This is a genomic window from Rummeliibacillus sp. NPDC094406 (genome assembly GCF_044763875.1).
GTDB lineage: Bacteria > Bacillota > Bacilli > Bacillales_A > Planococcaceae > Rummeliibacillus.
Map to the genome: position 1 here is coordinate 43,552 of NZ_JBIWGZ010000004.1, position 22,035 is coordinate 65,586.

Genomic DNA, 22,035 nt, shown 5'->3' on the forward strand with positions numbered 1-22,035 from the left:
GGTGAGACCCCGCAGTGAAGCAAAAATTCTTTTTGTCCCACAAAAAGAATTTTCTGCGACGAAGCTAGCGAAGCGATGCAGGAGCACAATGTTTTAGCTTCCGAGGAGGCTTACCGCTCGCCCGCGGAAAGCGCCATCTGGAGCGGTATACTAAGTAAATACTGTGAATGATATATTATCCGAATTATTGAGTTGTTTATTTAAAAAATATCCGTATTTTTTACCTAGAAAAGAATTTATGAAATTGGCTCAAGTAGTGATTATTTTACTTGTTTACGAGTTATCATTTTACAAATGAAATAGTATCCTGTAAGATTAATATAAATCAAATATTTGAACGTAACACATGGAGGAGTCAGTCAATCTGGCACCGCCATGTGTTTTTTTGTGTAAAAAGCGCCAGCGCTGGGTAAATTTTATAAAGAGGAGGCAATAATTTGTTTATTCTTCAAATTGTAATCATTTTATTCGCAACGAAAATTGCGGGACATATAAGTGTAAGGCTTGGTCAACCATCCGTTCTAGGGAAAATTATTGTTGGTATTATTTTAGGACCAGCATTACTGGGCTGGGTACAAGATACGGAAGTACTAAAGGCTTTTAGTAATATTGGTGTGCTACTTTTAATGTTTTTAGCAGGCCTTGAAACAAATTTGGAAGACTTAAACCGTAATAAAAAAGCAGCGTTGCTAGTTGCAGTTGGTGGCATTATTGTGCCAATTATTTTGGGATACGTTGGATCTGTTTATATTGGTTTGTCTACAGCAGAAGCTATTTTCATTGGATTATTATTATCCGCAACATCTGTCAGCATTTCAGTACAAACATTACGAGAATTAGGCTGGCTAGATAGTAAAGAAGGTGCAACTTTACTTGGAGCGGCTGTATTGGATGACATTATCGTAGTCGTACTATTAGCTATTGCGATGAGCTTCTTCGGTGGTTCTGATGTGAGCATTTCGTTATTAATTGTGAAGAAAATTCTATTCTTTGTAGTTATTATTTTAGCTTCGAAATGGTTAGTACCGAAATTCTTGCAAATTTTTGCGAAGCTTAAAGTAACTGAAACATTGATAAGTGGTGCATTAATCATTTGTTTTGGATTTGCTTATTTTGCAGAGTATTTTGGAATCGCAGGGATCATTGGTTCCTTCGTTGCTGGGATTGCCATTTCTCAAACAAATTTCAAAAAGAATATTGAGAGTAAGGTTGAACCAATTGCTTATGGTATTTTCGTTCCTATATTCTTTGTTAGTATTGGGTTATCAGTATCATTTAAAGGAATAGGGGATCAGTTAGGACTTATTCTTGTCTTCTCACTTATTGCAATCCTTTCAAAATTCATTGGATCTGGGTTAGGAGCTCGGTTATCAGGATTTAATACGCAATCATCAATGGGGATTGGAGCTGGTATGATTTCTCGCGGAGAAGTGGCTCTAATCATTGCTGCTACGGGATTGGACAATAAATTATTACCAGTAGAATACTATACACCAATGATAATTGTCGTCGTAATAACAACCATTGTGACACCACCTCTATTGAAAATGATTTTTGGAAAGGCTACAGCTAAACAATAAAATATTTAGTTATAATATAAAAATAGAGCTATTCCTAGGTAACATTTTGCTACTTTGGAATAGTTCTTTTCAATTTAAAAGTGAATTTTTTATATATGCAATAGAATTCACATATTTAACATCCTACTTCTGAATAAAACCTATTATTTTCCCATATATGTGTATAGTCAGGATATGGGGGGATTGTATGTATTATGTAGGAATTGTCGGTTTTATGGCAACAGCAGTAGGCTTTGGTCTCGGTGGAGTACTGGCCATATTTTTTAAAAAACTTCAGCATAAAGTTTCAACAATAAATGCTCTATGTACAGGCTTAATTCTAGGATTAGTTTGTTTAGAGATTGCACCTGAAAGTATATATCTTGGTGGGAAGGTTGTATTTACAATCGGATTCCTATTAGGTGTTTTATGTTTTTTTCAAATACATGAAGTATCACATAAATTTACTCCTTCCACGGAAAATCTACAGAAGGATCGATTTATTCAAACCGGATTTCTATTAGCTATAAGCATTACAATTCATAATTTCCCATTAGGTATAGCTTTTGGATCTAGCCAAAATCTCGGAATAAGCAAGCCGATACTTCAAGCACTCATTTTACATAATATTCCTGAAGGGATTGCGATGTTTATTCCATTATTTCTAGCAGGTCTTAGATTCAAAATGTTCTTGTTAATCACAACCATTGTATCTTTACCAGTGGCTGTAGGATCAATAGTCGGAAGTGTGATTGGAATGAAATACCCTCTATTATGGTCATTTATTATTAGTTTTGCCCTGGGCATTATCGTAATCGTGACCATTAAAGAAATTTTCATTGAAGCCGTAAAGCATTCTTCATTTGTACATGCTATGCTCTTTGTGGGGGTAGGTATCTTCATAATATGGGGGTATATGACGTTTATTTAATATGATGCTTGTGATGAAATATTCATGATATTTAGTAATATTTTTTATATTGCGATGGGGTGGTTAATTGTCATCGCATATCAGCCGCTTGTTGATCATATCCCTTAAAAAGGCTTTTTGACATTACTGTCAGGCGGACTTTTCTATACAGCCGGAACGTATTTCTATCAAAATAATAAGATACCTTATAATAATGCAATTTGGTACTTATTTGTATTAGATGGAAGTGCTGCGATCTATATGTGCATGTTGAATTATTTGTAAAAGTTAATAATTGTCGAGATGTTGCGGAATGCATTAAGAATATAAGTCGTGACCAATTAATTTGGTGCGGGCTTTCGTCATTTTTGCTACAATAGGCTTATAAATGTAAAAATTCCAAAAATTAAAAATCAGCTGAAGTGGAGTGATTTTTATTACAAGGATCAAACTTTATTTTGAGAAAATGCTGTTGAAGCAACAATTATATACTGACAAGCTTCAGCTATTCGGTTATATGCTTTTTGTTGAGGCATTTTTAGCTATTGGAGATTTTAGTCTCTTTCTAGCTTTTCCTGAGCTATTTTTGGTACTGATACTCTTAAATGTGGTACTTATTTGCAAAAATAAATGGTGGTCTAAATTAGACAAATTTATCGTCACACATAAACGAGTTCTAACAGTAGTGTTATGCCTATATTCGTTAACAATCTGTTTGCATACTTTCGTTTGGTTTTCACCGTATTAATGCATCGAATTTTTTTGAAAAGTTCATATTCACAAGGAGACTTTTTATGGAAAATAGTAGAACAGCTTTAAAACGAAGAAAAAACAGAAACAAGGCTTTAAAATGGATAGTAGCATCAAGTATAGTATTACTTTTAGTAGGCATAAGCTATGGGGCATTTGCTTATTTTAAAGTGAAAAGTGCTTTGGATAATTCAAAAGTTAGTTTAGAACGAGAAAATAATCGCTCTGAACTTAGACATGAAGATGTTACTTTTAGTAAGGATCCAATTTCTATTTTGTTACTAGGAATTGAAGATTACTCTAGTAAGAAAAAAGATGGCAGAGCAGATACTCAAATAGTTATGACATTAGATCCTAATACAAAAAAGATTAATATGGTTACCATTCCAAGGGATACTAGAGTAAATATTGATAATGCAGGAGAATACACGGGTATACATAAAATAAACTCTGCTTATACCTATGGAGATATAACGGGTTATGGAGCAGCTAAACTTCAAGTAGAAACCATTGAAAAATTATTGAATATTCCAATTGATCATTTTATTGCTGTTAACTTTGAAGCATTTCGCGATATTGTAGACGCACTTGGAGGCGTAACTATTGATATCAAAGAAGGATTCTGGGAACAAAATATATACAATAAGAAAAAAATTAATTTCAAAAAGGGACAAGCTCATTTATCTGGAGAAGAAGCACTTGCTTTTGTAAGGATGAGAAAAAGAGACGTTGCAGTTACTTATACTCGTGATGAGAGACAAAGACAATTTTTGGAGGCAACAATTGATCAAGCAATGACTGCTGGCACCATTTTTAAAGTAGGGCAATTGTCAGATATACTAGGAAAAAATATTGAAACAGATTTATCGATGAATGATCTATATGCATTACAAAAGCAATACTCAAAACTAAAAAGCCTTTCAATCAATACAATCGAAATAAAAGGCGCTGATCAAAGAGTTGATACAATTGACTATTATATTCCAGAGAAGAAAAGTTTATATAAAGTAAGTAAGACTTTACGAAGTGTTCTCAAGTTAGATAAAAGTAAGTTTGTAACAAATGCAGATATTGTTCAATAAGTACCCAAGAATTCAGTTTTTAAAAGTTATAAAGTTAAATAGGTAGTAATGTAAATCAAAAGGCCTTTGCCCCTTTTTCATTCATTGGGGAAGGCCTTTTATATTTTTATGTTTTATGGGTGGTTTATCAAGTAATAAAAGACTCACATTTTTTGAGAACGCTTCAGCTAGTCTTGCTTTTAATTTTTAGCCGCCATTTTTTCCAATAACCCCAATGATTTCTGCTACTTGAATGGAAGCATTAATGTTTTCAAATAACAGTTGATCTTGAAATTGAAAGCTAATATTATCGAGTTTTACAAGTTCCTGCATATAAGGTATCCCTCTCTTTAAAGGGAGAATAAAAAAATCCTCCCAAGTTAATTTGGAAGGATTAGTCTCATTTTTTGGTAACATAAATAAGCCATTTAAATAAATAGCTCAACTTGTTTATAGAAAATGGGCAGACTTCTCCTGTTTTTTAGAAATTGAAATAAAGGAATTTCAATAGTTAAAAATAAGATTAATTAATCATCGCCCTCCCATCGTCCCTGCTATTATGAATGTCACCATTATCCCATCATTTTACCAATTACCAAAAGAAAAAGATAAAATGCTTTGTCAAATTGGAAAGTACTAGAATAATATGTTTAGAAGCAATAACTTTCATATCAAAATATACAGTCTAGACGTAATACTTTTGTCTAGGCTGTTTTTTAATTGGACTTTGTACCATATATTACTTGTCCAAATTAGAGATTTTGGCCTTATAGTTATTATTATAGTAAACATAAAAATTAAATTCGTTTATTAATAGATAATCGCAATTGAAGGGAGAAAAGTAGATGAAAAGATTTCTTGCTGTTTTACTAGGAATCTTAATCTGTCTAGGGGGAGCTGGATATTGGCATTATAATGTATATGCTAATGACAACGTTCCAGCGATAACAACTGAACAACAATTAAAACAAGAAGTTTTAAAGAATTTGGATCAAGGGAAACTGGAGTTTACAATTCCAACGAAGCTTCCAATATACAAATCAAAAGAAGCAGAAAAAATGTTCAAGGATGTTATTAACGAAATAAGTTCTACCGGGAATTATGGATTCGGTAACCTCACTGGTTATTCATATTATATTTCTTCTAATATGGGATTTATCCAAATAAAAGTAGAAGCCTATTATTTAACTACACAAAAACAAGAACAAGAGATTAATAATAAGGTAAAAGAAATTGTAAAAAATAATCATTTGAAACAAATGACGGATTTTGAAAAAGTTTATTTTGTCAATAAATATTTGGCACAACATATTGCATATAGTTCTGATGCAACAGATGGGGGACATTCTGCATATGCAGCCTTATTTGATCACAAAGCTGTATGTCAAGGATATGCATTATCTGCTTACCGATTGTTGACTGAAGCAGGTGTTGACACAAGATATATTACCGGGCAAGTTCACGGAGAAAACCATGCGTGGAATAAGGTTAAAGTAGATGGGAAATGGTACAATCTAGATATTACTTGGAATGATCCAATGCCTGACCGTGGGGATCGTTATCGATTAAATTATTTCCTAATTACTGACCAACAATTAGCCAAAGACCATACATGGAACTATCGTTCTGAAAATCCAGCAACAAGTAAGAAATATGAATTCTTAATGAATGCGCAAGCCTTCACAATTGATAAAAACTCAATTTACTATACTATGCCAAATGATTCGCATTTCTATAAATGGAATATGAAAACTAATAAGAAAACTGTATTATTCCAAAACTATATTCCGCTTAAAAGTATTCAAGCTCATGGTAATTGGCTTACTTTAGAAGATTTTAACGGAGCTTCTGCAAAAGTTAAAACAGATGGTACAAATTATACAGGATTTACAGAAACTGCTGTAAATAATTGGGCGAACTCTGTAAAAAATTGAATAACTCGAATGACCGCAGCTATTTTAAGTTAAAATGCCTTCAGACATTAATTTGTCTGGAGGTTTTTTTGCTATCAAGATGTTGAAATGGTTAAAGAAATTCTATTTGAGTCAATTTCATAATGCAAAATTCAGATGAAATATCCGAACATTTAATGAACTTTACTTTTTATTATAGTGGAGCGGAAGATGGCGACTCCTACGGGAAAAGCTTGAGCTGAAAGCCCCGCAGGAGCGAAGTGACGAGGAGATTGAAGCCAAGCCCGTGGAAAGCGCCGTCTGGAGCGGAACACCTAAATCTGAATATTCGACCTTTAATTTATTTTAAATGCTCGTACTTTCAAACCGAAAACCTATATATGAAATAGATTCTAACAATAATACTTCGATTATCTTTTGATATAGTGGATAATGGAAATACAATAGAAAGGGTGATCGGAGTAAATGATAAAATTCGAAAATGTATCAAAAAGCTATAAAGACGGAACATTGGCTGTTAATTCTTTAAATCTTGAGATTCAAAAAGGAGAATTTTTTGTAATCATTGGCCCTAGTGGATGCGGTAAAACTACAACGCTTAAAATGATTAATCGTCTAATCCCATTATCTGATGGGACAATCTCTATAAATGGCAAAAAAATAAGTGAATATGACATCAATGAGTTAAGATGGAATATTGGCTACGTCTTGCAGCAGATTGCTCTTTTTCCACATATGACAATAGAAGAAAATATTTCAATTGTTCCAGAGCTAAAAAAATGGAATCGTGAGAAAACGCAGCAGAGAGCAAAAGAGCTTTTAGATATGGTTGGCCTAGAACCAGATACATATCTAAATCGTACACCAAGCGAACTATCTGGAGGACAACAACAGAGAATAGGTGTCATCCGTGCGTTAGCCGCAGATCCTGATATTGTTTTAATGGATGAGCCATTTAGTGCACTTGATCCGATTAGTCGTGAAAAACTTCAAGATGATCTGCTAAAGCTTCAAAAGAATTTAAAGAAAACGATTGTTTTTGTGACGCATGATATGCAAGAGGCTCTAAAACTGGCTGATAGAATATGTGTGATGAAGGATGGGGAAATTGAACAGTTAGCTACCCCAGATGAGATTATTAAGAATCCTAAAAATAATTTTGTAAGAGGATTTATAGGTAGTAATAATAAGCATGGATTAAATGAATCACTATATCTGGAGAAAATCATTCAACCACTTAAGTCACAAATACCTACATGTTCTATTTCTGCTTCTAGTACATTAGAACAGGCTTTAGAGAAACTAATAGATCAAGAACAAGTAGCTATTGAAAAAGATGGTAAAGTAATTGGAATAATAAATAGACAAATTATGATCCAATATTTAGCCAACGACCTGCAAGAAGGAGGTAGTGCACATGAATAGTCTAATTAAAGTGTTTCATGAAAGACAAGATCAACTTCTTAATGCATTGTTGGAGCATATCCAAATATCTTTTATTGCCCTATTTTTTGCCGTAATCATCGCAATTCCACTAGGGATCTATTTGACTAAGAAGAAACAAATCGCTGAAATAATCATAGGTATAACTGCTGTATTGCAAACAATTCCTTCATTAGCTTTGTTAGGTCTTTTAATTCCTTTATTTGGTATAGGGAAAGTGCCAGCGATTATAGCATTAGTGATATATTCACTGCTTCCAATCCTTCGAAATACATATACCGGTATTAAGGAAGTTGACCCTTCATTAATCGAAGCGGCTATGGCAATGGGGATGAATCGAAGAAAAAGATTACTAAAAGTTGAGCTTCCTTTAGCTATGCCAATCATTATGGCAGGTATTCGTACAGCAATGGTATTAATCGTTGGTACAGCAACTCTTGCGGCATTGATTGGAGCAGGGGGATTAGGAGATATTATTCTGCTTGGTATAGATCGTAACAATGCCTCGCTTATTTTACTCGGTGCAATACCTGCAGCTTTATTGGCTCTTGTTTTTGATTTTCTACTAAAAAAATTCGAACACCTCTCTTATAAAAAATCGATGATAACATTAGGTACCATTGTAGTATTGGCTTTTTTCATTATGGTGACACCATTTGTTATAAATAATCAGCAAAAAGAGATTGTTATTGCTGGTAAATTAGGTTCAGAACCAGAAATATTAATAAATATGTATAAGTTGCTTATTGAAAATGATACAGATCTAAAAGTAGAGTTAAAACCGGGGCTAGGGAAAACCTCATTTGTATTCAACGCGTTGAAATCAGGCAGTATTGATATTTATCCCGAATTCACTGGAACAGCCATTTCTGAATTCTTAAAGGAAACGGCAAGTAGTACAGATAGTAAAACAGTATATAAACAAGCAAGAGATGGTATGTTGGAAAAATTTGATATGGAACTTCTTAAACCATTACAATATAACAATACCTATGCTTTGGCAGTCCCACAGCAATTAGCTAAACAGTATCAGTTGAAAACAATTTCTGATTTACAAGCTGTTCAAAATAAGATAAAGGCTGGTTTTACTTTAGAATTTGACGATCGAGAAGATGGTTATCGAGGTATCAAGAAACTTTATGATATTCATTTTTCAAATATAGTGACAATGGAGCCCAAACTTCGTTATGGGGCAATCAAATCTGGAGATATCAATTTGGTTGATGCCTATTCAACTGATAGTGAACTTAGACAATATCAATTAACTGTTTTAGAAGATGACAAGCATTTATTCCCACCTTATCAAGGTGCTCCGTTATTAAGAAAAGAAACATCTGATCAGTATCCTGAAATAGTAAATGCGCTAAATAAGCTTGCTGGAAAAATTACTGATGATGAAATGAGAGAAATGAATTATCAAGTAAATGTCGAAGGAAAAAGTCCTCAAAAAGTGGCCACAGATTACTTAAAAAAAGAAGGATTAATTAAATAATAATTGAAGATTTTGAAGCAATTTAAGCCCCTTTATCACAAATTAATGTGGTAAAGGGATTTTTTATTATCTTTCCCTTCTTCCGAAACAAATTATTTACAATTATTGATTCGATATTAATATTCTATGGTTAGTTTTAATATCAATGTTAGGCATTAATACTCGGTATATTATTATTTAATTCATATAATACCTTTAAAATGATTATGAAAGGAGTGATTAAATGGTAAACATGTACCCACAAGGAATGTACCATCACGGAATGCACCATTATGGCACACATCCTGTTTATTACCATGGTCACCACCATTATCATACACCATATCCAGTGCATTACCCAGTGCATCATCATGGTCACTATCCTCACCACTATCCACAACATTATCATCACATGCCTTACCCATATCGCACATACTAAAGTATTAAAATAGGGAAGATTGTATTTTTTTATTATAATATTACTCCATGATATCGAATTTTGAGAACTGTATATGGAAAAGAAGGAACAATAGGGTTCCTTCTTTTTTTATGGAAAAAAGGTTCGTTTGATTTAATAATTCTAATAAACTCCAATTTCATGTAAAGTAGGCAATCACCTATGACTTCCACTTCGCATAATTTAATGTTAAAGAACACATCTCGTTTGAGAGGAGAATTGTTGAACGTGAAAGGAAAAGAGTGGCATTACTTTGCAGGAGGAAATACAGCAAAAGGATTTTATAGTCAATTTGATTCTAATTTTGCTGTGTTAGAAAAGGTGTTCATATTAAAAGGTGGTCCTGGAAACGGAAAATCAACATTGATGAAAAATTTAGCGAGTGCATTTCAAGAAAAGGGAAATGATGTGGAATACATTCATTGTTCTTCAGATTCTGACTCAATTGATGGCATCATTTTTCCTGCTATAAAAATAGGGATTGTAGATGGAACGGCACCACATATCATTGAACCAAAGGTACCTGGAGCAATCGAGGAATATGTAAATTTAGGGGTTGCATGGGATTCGCAGCAACTGAGTGCCAAAAAGGATGCAATCATTCATCTCATCAGTGAAAAAGAAGAAGCTTATGCGTCAGCCTATCAAGCATTTGCAGATGCGTTAGCTATTCATGATGAATGGGAAACCATTTATATATCAAATATGGATTATGAAAAATTAAATAACTTGACGGAAGAGCTAAAATCATTCTTCTTTGGAGAAATCGTTTTAAATAAGGAGGCAAACGTCCGACATCGGTTTTTAGGAGCAGCTACACCAAAGGGAGCTGTCGACTTCATACCTAATTTAACTTCAGACATTCGAAAACGATATTTTCTTAAAGGAAGACCAGGGTCAGGTAAATCAACCCTTTTGAAAAAATTAGCTTCTACAGCAGAAAGCAAAGGTTTCGATGTAGAAATATATCATTGTGGTTTTGATCCAAACAGCTTAGATATGCTGATCTTCCGTGAACTTGGTATAGCGATTTTCGATAGTACGGCACCACATGAGTACTTTCCAAATCGTGAAGGCGATGAAATAATTGATTTATACAATGTGGCAATTTATCCAGAAACGGATGAAATGTTCGAGGATCAAATTGCCACTATTTCAGCTCGGTACAGAGAAAAAATGAATGAGGGGACAGCATATTTAGCTGACGCCAAAAAATCACATGAACAGTTAGAGGATATTTATAAAAGGTACGTGAATTTCAAGATCGTTGAAGAGATTGAGCATAAAATAGAAGCTTCAATAATTGAATTGCTGAAAAGAACGACTGAGTAATCCAAAGAGCTTAATTCTAAATAATAAGTTCAGTCTTGTTCGAAAATTTGTAAAAATTATTAAGATTATTTATTGATGAAAGCAGTATTATATAAGTGTAAGTATTAATAAAAGGTTGAATGCTAATTCAAACAATTTATCTATTATTAAATATGCTGAGTTACATTAGATTCATTAAATAATGTTAAGAAATTGTAATTATTCACAGGTTAAATTCCTATTGCAAATAAATAGTTCATATAATTTCAAAGGGAATAGACTATTTTTCTACTTAACTTAGGTTAAGAATAAACAAGGTCGTATCTAAAGAAAAATAATTCAAGCAATAAATTTTTTATTGAATGCAATTCACTTATAAAAATAAAAATAATAATCAAACTCCATATCATTAACAGGAATAAACTTAACCAATCAGTACAATGACGAAGGCCGCTCTTATTTTAAGGGTGGTTTTTGTTATTTATAATAATATTAAAAATCCAATTAATTTAAACTCATATGCAAGGATGACTTTGTAAGAAAAATTGAAACCGAGTCGCATTCAACTTCGTATAGTTGATAATAAATTACCATATTAAATATTACATATATGAATCAATTTCATAATGCAAAATTAATATAAAATATACGAACATTAAATAATATCTCATTTGTTAATTGTGGAGCGAAAGACGGCGAGTCCTCGAAAATGCATTCGCATTTCCTTCGTGCGGTGCTAATTCAAGGAAGCAAATTCAATGTCCTACGGGAAAAGCTTGAGCTGAAAGCCCCGCAGGAACGTAGTGTGTTAATAAGTCGAAGCTAGCGTAGCGATGCAGACTTCAACGAGGAGATTGAAGCCAAGCCCGTGGAAAGCGCCGTCTGTAGCGGAGCATACGAATCTAAATTTTGAAAAGTAAATGTTTTAAAATGTTCGTATTTAAAACCCAAAAGACAATTCCATTAGAAAGTATCAAATCTATAAAGAAAACGATGAATCCATTATCAAGCCCGGCTTTGTCATTAAAAAGGCTTGATATTGAATACGGACAGTATCAAAATGTACTTTATTTCTCCTAAAGATCGAGATGAGTTCATGGAAATCCTTTCAAAAAGATGTCCAAATGCTAAAATTGTAATTCAATAAGATTTACTTATAATAAAATATAAACAATATAACATTTACTTATGGTAGTGATTGGTAATAGAATGAAGTAAGGGCCTCACTAAAACAAAAGGGGAAGATCAATATGTCATTTCGTTTTAAATCAATTGACCATATTCAATTAGCAGCTCCAAAAGGTAGTGAAGAAATTGCTCGTAAATTTTACAATGATATTCTAGAATTTAAAGAGGTTGAAAAGCCAGCAACATTGAAGAAAAACGGTGGAGTTTGGTTTGCATCTGGAAATATTCAAGTGCATATAGGAATAGAAGAACCATTTTTTCCATCTAAAAAAGCACATCCAGCATTTGAAATAGAAAATATTGAAGAATTAAAAATACATTTCTCAAAGAATCAGGTGGAGTATGTAGAAGATGAATTACTTCCTGGTGCAAATAGAATGTATATTTTTGATCCATTTGGCAATCGTATTGAACTGTTGGAGTGGATAAAAGAATAATAAAAAAGATAGATGCGTTTAATTAACAAGATAGACTAGTTTTTTATGAAACTCTATTTAAGTTAATTTATATTTGCAAGTTCCAATTATCTTAATATTTAGTTAACATAATACTGTGAATTGTAACTTGTATATTGGTGTTTTTTATATCTAAAAAGCTGAGCCACGAATATGTGGTTCGGCTTTTTTGACGATACAAAGTATCTTAAAATTTATGTTTGCAGCTCTTTTTATGCTAAATCGAAAATCATTCTTATTATTTTAATCCAAACAAATTGATTTTTGTCGAATGCTGGATTGGCGAAAAATGGCGAAAAATATTATTTAATTAAAAAGTAAATAGAGAAGTCGAATTATGAAATGAAGAGTGATAAATAGGAAATTAAGTCGAATTCAGACGATTAATTGTGAATTGTGTTGAATTAGTTGGTGTTAAAGGAAGATCATTGGAACGTTTCATTTTTGAAAGTAAAAGTCCGAACTGGCAATTTATTGTCTACTTTATTAAAATTCCTTCTATTTAATATAAAAAGGGGGAATTTTAATGAAGAAAAATTGGGTCATCGCAATCGACGCAGGACATGGGAAATTTACACCTGGAAAACAATCGCCAGATGGAGAAAAGGAATGGAATTTTAATAACAAAGTTGTGCAAGCTATATTGAATGAATTAGGCAAATATCCAATGATGAAATGCGTTCGAGTAGACGATCAGACGGGGAAAACCGATCGTAGTTTATACGATCGCGTTCAGATTGCAAATAAGAAGAAGGCTGATATTTATATTTCTAGCCATCATAATGCAAGTACCGGAAATTGGGGAACATGGACTGGTGTAGAAACGTTTGTCATGGCGCCTAAAGTAAATAATCCTAAGTCTACACTACTAGCTCAGCATATACATCTCAAAGTGGTAACTGCAATGTCACTAAAAAATAGAGGGATAAAAGAAGCAGATTTCTATGTTTTAAGGGAAACAGAAATGCCTGCCATTTTAATTGAAGGAGGATTTATGGATTCTTTAATAGACATCAAAAAGTTGCGAGATGATCAACGTTTATATGAACAAGGTAGGGCAATTGCACAAGGAATAGTAGATTATATAACATTCGTAAATGTTTTAATGAAAAAAATAAGGTTTTTGTTTCCTTAAATAAACTTAAAAAGATAAAATAAAGTATTAGGGTAATAATATCTATAAATTACTTAAAAATGTAAGAGGGTGATTCATATGGGAAAAAGATTGAGAATCTCATTTATCGTAAACATAATTCTTTTGACTATTTTGATCACGGTATTTGTACAATCAAATAGCTTTGCAGACATGCAAACGAAAATGGACAAAAAAGAGGAAACTTCACATTCTGTTGTATTGCGACCTGCTCACTATGAACAACGACAAACATTATTTGAACGATTGGCTGTAACAAAAGAGTCAACCGTTATGTTAGGTGATAGCATGATTTTATACAATGAATGGGCAGAAGAGTTTCCAGCTGAGCCAATATTGAACCGTGGTATCGGTGGGGATACAACAATTGGTGTTTTAAAAAGATTAGAAACAATCACAAGTGGTCAACCAAAACGTATTGTATTAATGATTGGCGTCAATGATATTGCAAAAGGTTATTCTGAAGACCAAACGTTAAAAAATTACGATAAAATATTATCAACTATTAAAGAAAAAAGTCCAAATACAAAAATAATCATCACGTCCGTGTTACCAGTGAATAATGAACTATATGGTTATCGAGTTCACAATTCGCAAATAATTAAGTTAAATGAAGGCCTTCAAGAATTAGCAAGTAAACATCAAATTCCAATGGTCAATATCTACGATCAATTTTTAAAAGGTGATCAATTGGATTCAAAATATACAAGAGATGGTTTGCACTTAAATGGTGAAGGTTATGCTATATGGGTTAATGCGTTAAAACCTTTTATGGGCAAATAGATATTTTCAACATCATAAATAATGAAAACCGTCACAAATTATGTGGCGGTTTTTTTATGATTGATTTTTTGATGAATTGTATATCTACAAGCTGCATTGAAGTGATTGAATTTGACTTAATTACGGCAAATTAGCATAAAATACAAGAACCATACAGCATGATTTTGTTCATCCGACGCTGCTTCAGAAAATGCTTGGTTTTTTGAATCTATTTTTTTATTTTTGGATTGGTAGCCAGATTATCCAATACTTCATAGTAACAAATTGCATCATGTCTCCATCCATTGCCTTTTTTTAGTCGTTTAATACAGGGCACTGCATTTGCCCATAAACATATAATCATTCAATTTCCTATCACCTTTAAGATTACCTTATGAGAATTGGGCAAATATAGGAACTTGTCTATTTTAAAAAGGTAAGAATAGATGACAAGAAGGAAAAAAAGAAAATACATAGAATGTTATAGATAAGGAGTGGTCTGTCTAATGAGTCATCAATTGGATTTATTTGAATATGTGGATAAACAAGCGAACTTAATGTCTATAAATAAACAAATAAATAGCTTATTACCTGGGCAAGAAATTACCTTTTCCAACATTTCGATTAGAAAAACTAAGCGCTTTTTTGAAACGTTACAATCAGATGTTTTTCATGAATGCTTTCGAGAGCAAGAAGAATGTATGCAATTTATCAAAGTGTATCTTGAGTCGGGTGAATATTTGAAATAGTGTTTGTAAATAGATATGAAGAAAATTTGCTATCTTACTTTCTTAATATTTTTTGTATTGAAGAAAGATTTGTGCACAGAAATCGAATAAATTAAAACGATTGCTGACCAAATAAAATTTCCGATGAACAGCTGTTTATTATAGGAGAGTAGTAAAAGATAGCTAACAATCCCAAAACTTATAGAATATAAAACCATCAACCAAAATCCCCATGCTTTTAAGTTCATATAGCCATAAATTACTATTAAAGTGACAATGGCCAATAGAACTCTGAATAACTCTTCTGGAAAGTCTGGAAAACCAAATCGTTCAGCAAAAACAAATATGTGTGCAATTTGGTGTAAGAAAAAAGTGATAAATATTAATGCAGCTATACCAAAAATATAAAAATAGCTTATAAGGGTTACCCCGATTGGTTTTTTCAATTCAATTCCCTCCGTTTTTCTTCAAATAGTATGTAGGACATTCGAATATCAAACGAGCCCTAATAACAATACATAATTCAATATATATCCATTAATTATCCGATATAACCAAAACAAACGCTGAACTAAAAAAATCATTAGTTCAGCGTTTGTTTTTGATTTTGTTGAACATCAAAAGTAATTCGGCGGTTTATTTTTGCATAGTTTAATTGTGTATACTGCGAATTTTCGAAATGAAATGATTTTTTGAAGCAGGGCATATAAATGGTAATGATTATAATATTAACGCGTCCTCCGTTCTATTAAAGCTATTTGCCTTGTCATATGGTCAAGTTGCTGTTGCATTTGATTCAATTGACGCAAATGTTCTTGTTGAATTTGTACATTTTCTGTTGGAGTTTTTTGCTTTTCCTCTATCAATGCTAGCGTTGACAAAACACCGACAGCATAACCCAATGTGGTGATCACTCCTGAGAGTAAATCCAGCTTATCAGAGTTTTTGATGTCCTGTTCTAGAGGCTTGTTAAATTGGTTATTCCCTTTCATTCACATACCTCATTTAAGTTGATTTATTATTCAAATTACATTTAAGTGACTCCAATAAAAAGGACAATAATAAATTTAATACATGGAATCAAAATAGATTTTCCCTACAATTTTCGCGAATTGGTAACAAATAAGTTGGAAATCCGACTTCAAACTATTTTCTGATTTTTCTTTAGCATATGACGTATTTTGGATGTTTAGAACGAATAGTATCTAATGAAGGGGGATGTAAAAAAAGCGTCGAAGGATGAAGAAATAAGATATAAAGTGGTCATAAGCATGCCAAATCAAATAAAAAGTGCATTAAATAGCTGTAGATAGAAGGAGAGGGGGTGAATAATATGACAGCAGATAAACTAAAGCAGTGTATAGCATTGTTTGGAGGAATGTTATCAGCAATTCTCTTATTTTTACAATCAATAGGGGTTACGTCTAAGTGGTTTACTGAAGAATCCATTAATGCCTTTAATCAAGTGTTGATCACTGCAGTTCCATTCGTGTTCGTGATATATGGAGTTTGGAAAAATAGCTATATCGTCACAACTAAAGCAAAAGAACAAGAAAAGCTATTGAAGGAAAAAGGATTAAAATAATTGGAGTAACAATATAATAAATAGTTGATTTGATTTAAAAATAAGTAAAAGGGGTTACACCTGACCTTGTTAACAAAAGTGGTGATGGCGGGCGACATTTATCATTGAAAAAATATGAAACTACGTATTTTATGCTGGATATATTCAATCTATATTCATTATCCCTTCGTGCAGAACGTATATTCTATATAAAAGAATATAAGGAGGCCGCATTCTGAAAGAACAGCTGGTGAAAGCGATGAACCGTAATCAATTAGTGAACATTATGTATATGTCCAAAACAGGTGAAGTCACGAAAAGACGAGTGAAAATCATGAAAATAACGGATGATACATTCAAAGCCTATTGTTTCTTAAAACAGGCACAGCGCACTTTTAAAATCGATCGTGTTCTAGCAATTGTTCCGGTAATTCGTAGAGAAAGCGAGATTATTTAATTGCATATTGAAAAAATGAAACCATGAAACTTTTTAATTAAAGTGTCATGGTTTTCTGGTTCATTTATAATTATAAATGATTTAAATTTTTCTATTTATATTCAATAATCTACTTTCTTGCCATTTGTCTAGTCAATTGATCTACTTGCTTTTGTAATCTTTCTATTTGTTTTGATTGATCATCTTGTTTTCTTGAACTTGGATTGTTTTGGTTGTTTTGATTGTTTTGATTATGTTGATTTTCTAATTCCTGCAATGTAATACCTACAGCGATGGTTGTTATTCCATCACCTAAAGTAGTGAGTGCTGCTCCAATAAAGGCTAGCCTAGCAGCAATAAGTTCTGGCGATTCCCCATTCTGACCATTTCGATAGTTGTTTTTGTTAGCCATTTCCAAGCCTCCCTCAGCTATTCTCCAGTTACTATTTAAATTATGTAAGTAACCCCAAAATAGTGTGTACATATGAATAGTTATTACTTAACCAAAAAATAAATTTCTCTTCTTAAACTTTTCATAATAACTCCGATAAATTAAATGATTTAAAAATAAAGGTACAATCAGGGAAATCTGATGTCACAAAGCTATCGGGGCTAAGGAGTAATCTATGCCAGCCAGCTGCCGTTACCCATTAGGAGGAAAAGGTAATGAAAACAAAAGGGTATACAAAAATTTTATCCAGTGCAGTAGCAATTAGTTTAGTTTTAGGTTCAGCTTCATTCGCAAGTGCGAAAGGCTCAGATCATGGGAAGTCAGAACATCAACCAAAAGGACAGGTCCAAGAAGAAGCTGAAAATTCTAATACTGGAGAAAATAAGAAAGAAGAAAAAGATCAAAATAAAAAAGATCATAAAGATCAAAGTGAAAAAGAGCAAAAAAATCAAAAACATCAAAGTAAAAAAGAATCAAAGAACAAAACAGTTTCTAAATCTAAATTCAGTAAAACAGTTGAAAAACGTTTAAATAATGTTGACTCTACTATTACCAAGCTTTCTAAATCTATAGATTCATATTTTGCTGTAAGTGAAGATGGAATAGTGGATAAAGATTTAAGCAAGAAAGTAGCAACAAAAAAATATAAAAGCTACACAGGAAAATTGAAAGCAGAAATCAATAAGCTTCGTGCAATTGACAAACAACTATCATTGAGTAAAAGAAAAAATAGATTAAATGCATCAGATTATGAAATCTTATCAACGAAATCTAAAGAACTTCAACAACTGGCTACAGATGAAATTAAACGAGTAAAATCTTTAGCGGAACAATCTACAACTCCAAAAACGGATGATGAAAAGACAACTACAGAACCAAAATCAGATGATAACAATGAACAAGCTGATTCACAAGAACAAGATAACAATGAGCAAGGTGATTCGGAAGATGATGGTGAACAAGTTGATTCAGTAGATGGAGAGTAATCAACAAATTAAAATGATGCAGGACCACCTATGAATACAGCAACAGTTCCAACTGCCTCATAAAGAGAAAATATTAACGTTATCAAAAAAAAGTCAACTTAATTGTTGGCTTTTTTATATAGGGAAATTTCCTTATAGCACTTGTTGCAAGAATGTCTTTTATCATATAGGGAGAATCTGTTGAATTGGACGATTTAAAATAAATAAGTCTGTTATCTAAAATTGTTTGAAAATAGGTGTTTACACTCAAGTTAAAAAAATATAAAAGATTGAAGTGGGACAAAAAATAAGAGTGAAATAAAAAGAGTAAAGACCCTTAAATATTTGGCAGAGGGGAGACTTCGCTGAAAATAAAAAATAAGTTTAAAAGGCAAACGTGTTAATGCAATGGGGAGTCTATAAAACGGTTTTTATTGATCTGCTCTTCAGCATTTTTCTCCATAATAGTATAGTGTTAAATAATATTTTTTTGATATTATAATGAATTAAGGTGGATAAAATGGAATTTTTAAAAGTTTTTTTATATTTCTTATTATTGAGTATAGGTTTCGTGACCTTTACAATTGCCGGTGAAGAAATTAATATTCTTCATCATTCTCCTTATAAGCAAATCGTTTCAATAGCATCGCCTTTACTATGTATATTATTTTTGAAATTTACAGTTGAACGATCTCCTCTGTTTTGGTTATGGAAAGTACTTATAGGTATTGTAACTTTGATCCTAGGGATTGTTGGCATGGTCGAGCTGTTTACATGGCTTTTTGATTGGGAGTAAACTACATAGAAAAAGTAGCAGCAGAGAACATAAAAAAATATTGAAAAGTGAAAAAGGATGAAATAATACGAAAGTACATATACAATAAAAGAGTAAATACCTAATAAATCAAGGGTAATAAAAGAATATGGAAGAGGATGAAATCATGAGTAATGCTTACGAAGAATATATGCAAGGCATTGTAAAACCAATGCGTGAAGAGTTAGTTAATGTTGGCTTCACAGAGTTAAAAACACCTGATGAAGTGGCTAATCATATGCAAGAATCAAAAGGAACATCACTAATCGTGATTAATTCGATTTGTGGTTGTGCAGCAGGTCTTGCTCGTCCAGCTGTTGCTGCTGCTATTGAGAAAGCTGAACACAAACCTGATCATCTGGTAACTGTTTTTGCTGGTCAAGATCGTGAAGCAACTGCTCAAATGCGTAACTTTTTTGAAGAAGTGCCACCAAGCTCTCCTTCAATTGCAATTTGTCAAGATGGCAATTTAGCTTACTTTATTCCACGTGAACAAATTGAAGGCTTTGCAATGGAACAAGTTCGTGATCATTTAGCAGGTGTGCTTGACCAAGTATGTGCGAAATAAAAACAATTGTTACAACTGCAGGGCGGCCTGACAATGAGTCTCGTCAATTAGCTGCAAAAGCATGTCAGGCACTTCACGCTTCATTTGTAGAGAGACGAAAAAGATCTATTATGAAAATTGCGGAGACTGAGCATGCAAATGTAGTAGTAGCAGGGAAAAACCGTTTTGAGTATTATCCTATTGGTGCAAAAGAGGCATTTTTCTTTCACCCAAGTTCTGCTGCATTTCGCTTAAAACGTGTTGCAAGAGGGGAACATGACCCTCTTTTGGATGCTGTTAATTTGCAGGAAGGCAATTCTCTACTGGATTGTACATTAGGAATCGGCTCAGATAGTATGTTAGCGGCTTTTGCTGTAGGTGAATCTGGAAAAGTAGTAGGCTGTGAAGGCAATCCTAATGTGGCGTTTATCGTCAGTGAGGGAATGAAAAGGTATGACATTACACAGTTGCCTCTATTAAAATGTATGGAGCAAATTACTGTCATTCCAAGTTTGGCAATCGATTATTTGAAGCAACAACCAGATCGTTCATTTGATGTTGTTTATATGGATCCAATGTTCGAGGAAACAATTGAGGAATCAATAAACTTTATCCCCTTAAGAAATGCTGGATTACATGATTCGTTATCAGACGAATGGATAGCTGAGGCAAAACGTGTAGCGAAAAAACGAGTAGTTTTAAAAGCTCACTTTAAGTCCCCATTATTTGAACGTTATCATTTTCAACGAGATATTCGATTAAATGCGAAGTTTCATTATGGCATTATCGAAATATCACAATAAAAAAACCTGCGATTTGATCGCAGGTTTTTTATCTTCTAAATTTGTTCGAATGGTCCAAATTAAATAAATCAATTGGATACAGTGGGTGAACCTCTTGTATTTGTGCTAAGTCAAATTCAATATGGTAGCTCAGTAGCTTCTAGGGTTTAACATCACTACCAACCTTCCAACGACGATCTTCCCAATTATTTTAAGAGGCGTAAACTTACTTGATATCGATTTTGTCTACTGCCAAATGGAAAAAAGTAGAAATATGGAACCTAATGAAGTAACACTGCAACAACTTCCATCGCGCTTTTCACTTTACTAAAAGGGGAAGCGCGAGGGTGAATACTTGTGAAATTGTTTTAAAAAATGGTTCTCTATTCGGCCATTTTTTACAGAATATCTTACTCATAAATAACTTATTATTAAAAAATAGGCAAATCATCCTTCTTTATTTCAAAGCCACGATTTCGTTATAATAAAATTATGAGGGAGTTGGTATTTGATGAAAATAGTTGTTTTTGGAGCATCAGGAAGAGTAGGGCAGCATGTTGTTAGATTAGCACTTGAAAAAGGTATTGAAGTGACAGCATTCGTTCGTACACCTTCGAAGCTTCAAATCTCGCATCCTTTTTTACATATTTATCACGGGAATGCTTTACAAGCAGATGATGTTGCAACTGCGATAAAAGGGCAAAATGCAGTAGTATCATGCCTTGCCTCAAGCAAAGGATTAAAAGAATCTACAGAACTTAGCAAAATGATTGAAAATATAGTTTTAGGAATGCAAACAGGTCATGTGAATAGAATAGTATATACGGCATCAGCAGGTATAGATGGTGAAATACCAGGGATTTCTGGGAAGATGGTTATGAAAACATTAAAATATCCTTTACTCGATCATCGACATGCTGTTGACACAATCATGAATTATAATTTGGACTATACAATAGTTAGACCAATGGGGTTGACAAATGAAGCACCAACTGGAATATATCGAGAAGCAATAGAGGGGATTCCAGAGAAGGGGAGAAGTATAGCTCGTGTAGATGTTGCAAACTTCATCCTGAAAGCATTAGAAGATCCAAAATATAGTAACCTATCCATAAGCATCGCAAATTAATAAAAAAGAACTATGAGAGAAATCTCCCCATAGTTCTCCCGTTTTGTATAATGGATTGCATTAGTCTGTAATACAAAGAGACATTAAATAGAATAATAGCGCCAAAAATCCAATTCCGATTGCAATTGACATTAATATTTGCCCTCCTTCTGTACAAAAACGAACATATTATTTACATATAAGTTC

At 32.9% G+C, this 22,035-nt stretch carries 24 protein-coding genes and 1 riboswitch; of the genes, 19 read left to right on the plus strand and 5 right to left on the minus strand.

Annotated elements, in window-relative coordinates:
• Positions 1-437 precede the first annotated feature (437 nt).
• The 3 genes from ACIQ4I_RS11835 to ACIQ4I_RS11845 all read left to right on the plus strand — a co-directional run bounded on the left by ACIQ4I_RS11835 (position 438) and on the right by ACIQ4I_RS11845 (position 4,301).
• On the plus strand, positions 438-1,580 hold the full coding sequence (locus ACIQ4I_RS11835; protein WP_403096183.1) for a cation:proton antiporter: 1,143 nt from the start codon (positions 438-440) through the stop codon (positions 1,578-1,580).
• Between the two features lie 187 nt (positions 1,581-1,767).
• Positions 1,768-2,490 (plus strand): ZIP family metal transporter, encoded by a 723-nt coding sequence (locus tag ACIQ4I_RS11840; RefSeq protein WP_403096184.1) that lies wholly within the window; start codon positions 1,768-1,770, stop codon positions 2,488-2,490.
• Between the two features lie 773 nt (positions 2,491-3,263).
• Complete coding sequence (locus ACIQ4I_RS11845) at positions 3,264-4,301, plus strand: LCP family protein (RefSeq protein ID WP_403096185.1); 1,038 nt, start codon at positions 3,264-3,266, stop codon at positions 4,299-4,301.
• 186 nt (positions 4,302-4,487) lie between these two features.
• Here ACIQ4I_RS11845 and ACIQ4I_RS11850 read toward each other — a convergent pair whose 3' ends face one another.
• Positions 4,488-4,613 carry a hypothetical protein gene (locus ACIQ4I_RS11850; protein WP_403096186.1) on the minus strand — a complete coding sequence of 42 codons (126 nt, stop codon included), beginning with the start codon at positions 4,611-4,613 and terminating at the stop codon, positions 4,488-4,490.
• Between the two features lie 512 nt (positions 4,614-5,125).
• Between ACIQ4I_RS11850 and ACIQ4I_RS11855 the strand changes: the two genes are divergently transcribed.
• From ACIQ4I_RS11855 to opuFB, 3 genes are all read left to right on the plus strand, one after another.
• A complete protein-coding gene (locus tag ACIQ4I_RS11855) occupies positions 5,126-6,214 on the plus strand; it encodes a transglutaminase domain-containing protein (RefSeq protein ID WP_403096187.1) in 1,089 nt (362 codons plus the stop codon).
• 444 nt (positions 6,215-6,658) lie between these two features.
• The gene (locus ACIQ4I_RS11860; protein WP_403096188.1) at positions 6,659-7,618 is read left to right on the plus strand and encodes an ABC transporter ATP-binding protein; all 960 of its coding nucleotides are present in this window, start codon (positions 6,659-6,661) and stop codon (positions 7,616-7,618) included.
• On the plus strand, positions 7,611-9,128 hold the full coding sequence (opuFB, locus tag ACIQ4I_RS11865) for an osmoprotectant update ABC transporter permease/substrate-binding subunit OpuFB (RefSeq protein ID WP_403096189.1): 1,518 nt from the start codon (positions 7,611-7,613) through the stop codon (positions 9,126-9,128). Before ACIQ4I_RS11860 ends, opuFB begins: the two co-directional genes overlap by 8 nt.
• Before the next feature lie 182 nt (positions 9,129-9,310).
• Here the strand turns inward: opuFB and ACIQ4I_RS11870 are convergent, their stop codons facing one another.
• Positions 9,311-9,532 (minus strand): hypothetical protein, encoded by a 222-nt coding sequence (locus tag ACIQ4I_RS11870; RefSeq protein WP_403096190.1) that lies wholly within the window; start codon positions 9,530-9,532, stop codon positions 9,311-9,313.
• A gap of 260 nt (positions 9,533-9,792) precedes the next feature.
• Between ACIQ4I_RS11870 and ACIQ4I_RS11875 the strand changes: the two genes are divergently transcribed.
• From ACIQ4I_RS11875 to ACIQ4I_RS11900, 6 genes are all read left to right on the plus strand, one after another.
• A complete protein-coding gene (locus tag ACIQ4I_RS11875; protein WP_403096788.1) occupies positions 9,793-10,896 on the plus strand; it encodes a PRK06851 family protein in 1,104 nt (367 codons plus the stop codon).
• Between the two features lie 909 nt (positions 10,897-11,805).
• Positions 11,806-11,955 (plus strand): PH domain-containing protein, encoded by a 150-nt coding sequence (locus tag ACIQ4I_RS11880; protein WP_403096791.1) that lies wholly within the window; start codon positions 11,806-11,808, stop codon positions 11,953-11,955.
• 170 nt (positions 11,956-12,125) lie between these two features.
• A complete protein-coding gene (locus ACIQ4I_RS11885) occupies positions 12,126-12,500 on the plus strand; it encodes a VOC family protein (RefSeq protein ID WP_403096191.1) in 375 nt (124 codons plus the stop codon).
• Between the two features lie 544 nt (positions 12,501-13,044).
• On the plus strand, positions 13,045-13,653 hold the full coding sequence (locus tag ACIQ4I_RS11890) for an N-acetylmuramoyl-L-alanine amidase family protein (RefSeq protein WP_403096192.1): 609 nt from the start codon (positions 13,045-13,047) through the stop codon (positions 13,651-13,653).
• Between the two features lie 78 nt (positions 13,654-13,731).
• Positions 13,732-14,454 (plus strand): GDSL-type esterase/lipase family protein, encoded by a 723-nt coding sequence (locus ACIQ4I_RS11895; protein WP_403096193.1) that lies wholly within the window; start codon positions 13,732-13,734, stop codon positions 14,452-14,454.
• 485 nt (positions 14,455-14,939) lie between these two features.
• Entirely contained in the window at positions 14,940-15,182 is a 243-nt protein-coding gene (locus tag ACIQ4I_RS11900) for a hypothetical protein (RefSeq protein WP_403096194.1), read from the plus strand.
• Between the two features lie 29 nt (positions 15,183-15,211).
• Here the strand turns inward: ACIQ4I_RS11900 and ACIQ4I_RS11905 are convergent, their stop codons facing one another.
• A complete protein-coding gene (locus tag ACIQ4I_RS11905) occupies positions 15,212-15,607 on the minus strand; it encodes a hypothetical protein (RefSeq protein WP_403096195.1) in 396 nt (131 codons plus the stop codon).
• Between the two features lie 282 nt (positions 15,608-15,889).
• Positions 15,890-16,153 (minus strand): hypothetical protein, encoded by a 264-nt coding sequence (locus ACIQ4I_RS11910; RefSeq protein WP_403096196.1) that lies wholly within the window; start codon positions 16,151-16,153, stop codon positions 15,890-15,892.
• Between the two features lie 341 nt (positions 16,154-16,494).
• Here ACIQ4I_RS11910 and ACIQ4I_RS11915 point away from each other — a divergent pair, with 341 nt between their 5' ends.
• Both ACIQ4I_RS11915 and ACIQ4I_RS11920 read left to right on the plus strand, forming a co-directional pair.
• On the plus strand, positions 16,495-16,746 hold the full coding sequence (locus ACIQ4I_RS11915) for a phage holin (protein ID WP_403096197.1): 252 nt from the start codon (positions 16,495-16,497) through the stop codon (positions 16,744-16,746).
• 229 nt (positions 16,747-16,975) lie between these two features.
• Positions 16,976-17,182 (plus strand): WYL domain-containing protein, encoded by a 207-nt coding sequence (locus tag ACIQ4I_RS11920; protein ID WP_403096198.1) that lies wholly within the window; start codon positions 16,976-16,978, stop codon positions 17,180-17,182.
• Positions 17,183-17,291: 109 nt separating this feature from the next.
• Here ACIQ4I_RS11920 and ACIQ4I_RS11925 read toward each other — a convergent pair whose 3' ends face one another.
• On the minus strand, positions 17,292-17,573 hold the full coding sequence (locus ACIQ4I_RS11925; protein WP_403096199.1) for a translation initiation factor 2: 282 nt from the start codon (positions 17,571-17,573) through the stop codon (positions 17,292-17,294).
• A 150-nt stretch (positions 17,574-17,723) separates the two neighbouring features.
• Positions 17,724-17,806: riboswitch (cyclic di-GMP riboswitch) on the plus strand.
• 21 nt (positions 17,807-17,827) lie between these two features.
• Here ACIQ4I_RS11925 and ACIQ4I_RS11930 point away from each other — a divergent pair.
• The 5 genes from ACIQ4I_RS11930 to ACIQ4I_RS11950 all read left to right on the plus strand — a co-directional run bounded on the left by ACIQ4I_RS11930 (position 17,828) and on the right by ACIQ4I_RS11950 (position 21,849).
• The gene (locus ACIQ4I_RS11930) at positions 17,828-18,598 is read left to right on the plus strand and encodes a hypothetical protein (protein ID WP_403096200.1); all 771 of its coding nucleotides are present in this window, start codon (positions 17,828-17,830) and stop codon (positions 18,596-18,598) included.
• A 499-nt stretch (positions 18,599-19,097) separates the two neighbouring features.
• Complete coding sequence (locus ACIQ4I_RS11935; protein ID WP_403096201.1) at positions 19,098-19,373, plus strand: hypothetical protein; 276 nt, start codon at positions 19,098-19,100, stop codon at positions 19,371-19,373.
• Between the two features lie 145 nt (positions 19,374-19,518).
• Positions 19,519-19,959 (plus strand): BrxA/BrxB family bacilliredoxin, encoded by a 441-nt coding sequence (locus ACIQ4I_RS11940; protein WP_403096202.1) that lies wholly within the window; start codon positions 19,519-19,521, stop codon positions 19,957-19,959.
• Positions 19,947-20,741, plus strand: coding sequence for a class I SAM-dependent methyltransferase (locus tag ACIQ4I_RS11945; RefSeq protein ID WP_403096203.1), 795 nt, complete (start codon positions 19,947-19,949; stop codon positions 20,739-20,741). Before ACIQ4I_RS11940 ends, ACIQ4I_RS11945 begins: the two co-directional genes overlap by 13 nt.
• A 490-nt stretch (positions 20,742-21,231) precedes the next feature.
• Positions 21,232-21,849, plus strand: coding sequence for an NAD(P)-dependent oxidoreductase (locus ACIQ4I_RS11950; RefSeq protein WP_403096204.1), 618 nt, complete (start codon positions 21,232-21,234; stop codon positions 21,847-21,849).
• The last annotated feature ends 186 nt before the right edge of the window (positions 21,850-22,035 follow it).

Bases quoted from the DNA above. Each gene is read 5' to 3' on its own strand.
- ACIQ4I_RS11840 (WP_403096184.1), top strand. From the start codon at position 1,768: ATGTATTATGTAGGAATTGTCGGTTTTATGGCAACAGCAGTAGGCTTT.
- ACIQ4I_RS11845 (WP_403096185.1), top strand. From the start codon at position 3,264: ATGGAAAATAGTAGAACAGCTTTAAAACGAAGAAAAAACAGAAACAAG.
- ACIQ4I_RS11850 (WP_403096186.1), bottom strand. From the start codon at position 4,613: ATGCAGGAACTTGTAAAACTCGATAATATTAGCTTTCAATTTCAAGAT.
- ACIQ4I_RS11855 (WP_403096187.1), top strand. From the start codon at position 5,126: ATGAAAAGATTTCTTGCTGTTTTACTAGGAATCTTAATCTGTCTAGGG.
- ACIQ4I_RS11860 (WP_403096188.1), top strand. From the start codon at position 6,659: ATGATAAAATTCGAAAATGTATCAAAAAGCTATAAAGACGGAACATTG.
- opuFB (WP_403096189.1), top strand. From the start codon at position 7,611: ATGAATAGTCTAATTAAAGTGTTTCATGAAAGACAAGATCAACTTCTT.
- ACIQ4I_RS11870 (WP_403096190.1), bottom strand. From the start codon at position 9,532: ATGGGTAAGGCATGTGATGATAATGTTGTGGATAGTGGTGAGGATAGT.
- ACIQ4I_RS11880 (WP_403096791.1), top strand. From the start codon at position 11,806: ATGTTCGTATTTAAAACCCAAAAGACAATTCCATTAGAAAGTATCAAA.
- ACIQ4I_RS11885 (WP_403096191.1), top strand. From the start codon at position 12,126: ATGTCATTTCGTTTTAAATCAATTGACCATATTCAATTAGCAGCTCCA.
- ACIQ4I_RS11890 (WP_403096192.1), top strand. From the start codon at position 13,045: ATGAAGAAAAATTGGGTCATCGCAATCGACGCAGGACATGGGAAATTT.
- ACIQ4I_RS11895 (WP_403096193.1), top strand. From the start codon at position 13,732: ATGGGAAAAAGATTGAGAATCTCATTTATCGTAAACATAATTCTTTTG.
- ACIQ4I_RS11900 (WP_403096194.1), top strand. From the start codon at position 14,940: ATGAGTCATCAATTGGATTTATTTGAATATGTGGATAAACAAGCGAAC.
- ACIQ4I_RS11910 (WP_403096196.1), bottom strand. From the start codon at position 16,153: ATGAAAGGGAATAACCAATTTAACAAGCCTCTAGAACAGGACATCAAA.
- ACIQ4I_RS11915 (WP_403096197.1), top strand. From the start codon at position 16,495: ATGACAGCAGATAAACTAAAGCAGTGTATAGCATTGTTTGGAGGAATG.
- ACIQ4I_RS11925 (WP_403096199.1), bottom strand. From the start codon at position 17,573: ATGGCTAACAAAAACAACTATCGAAATGGTCAGAATGGGGAATCGCCA.
- ACIQ4I_RS11930 (WP_403096200.1), top strand. From the start codon at position 17,828: ATGAAAACAAAAGGGTATACAAAAATTTTATCCAGTGCAGTAGCAATT.
- ACIQ4I_RS11935 (WP_403096201.1), top strand. From the start codon at position 19,098: ATGGAATTTTTAAAAGTTTTTTTATATTTCTTATTATTGAGTATAGGT.
- ACIQ4I_RS11940 (WP_403096202.1), top strand. From the start codon at position 19,519: ATGAGTAATGCTTACGAAGAATATATGCAAGGCATTGTAAAACCAATG.
- ACIQ4I_RS11945 (WP_403096203.1), top strand. From the start codon at position 19,947: ATGTGCGAAATAAAAACAATTGTTACAACTGCAGGGCGGCCTGACAAT.
- ACIQ4I_RS11950 (WP_403096204.1), top strand. From the start codon at position 21,232: ATGAAAATAGTTGTTTTTGGAGCATCAGGAAGAGTAGGGCAGCATGTT.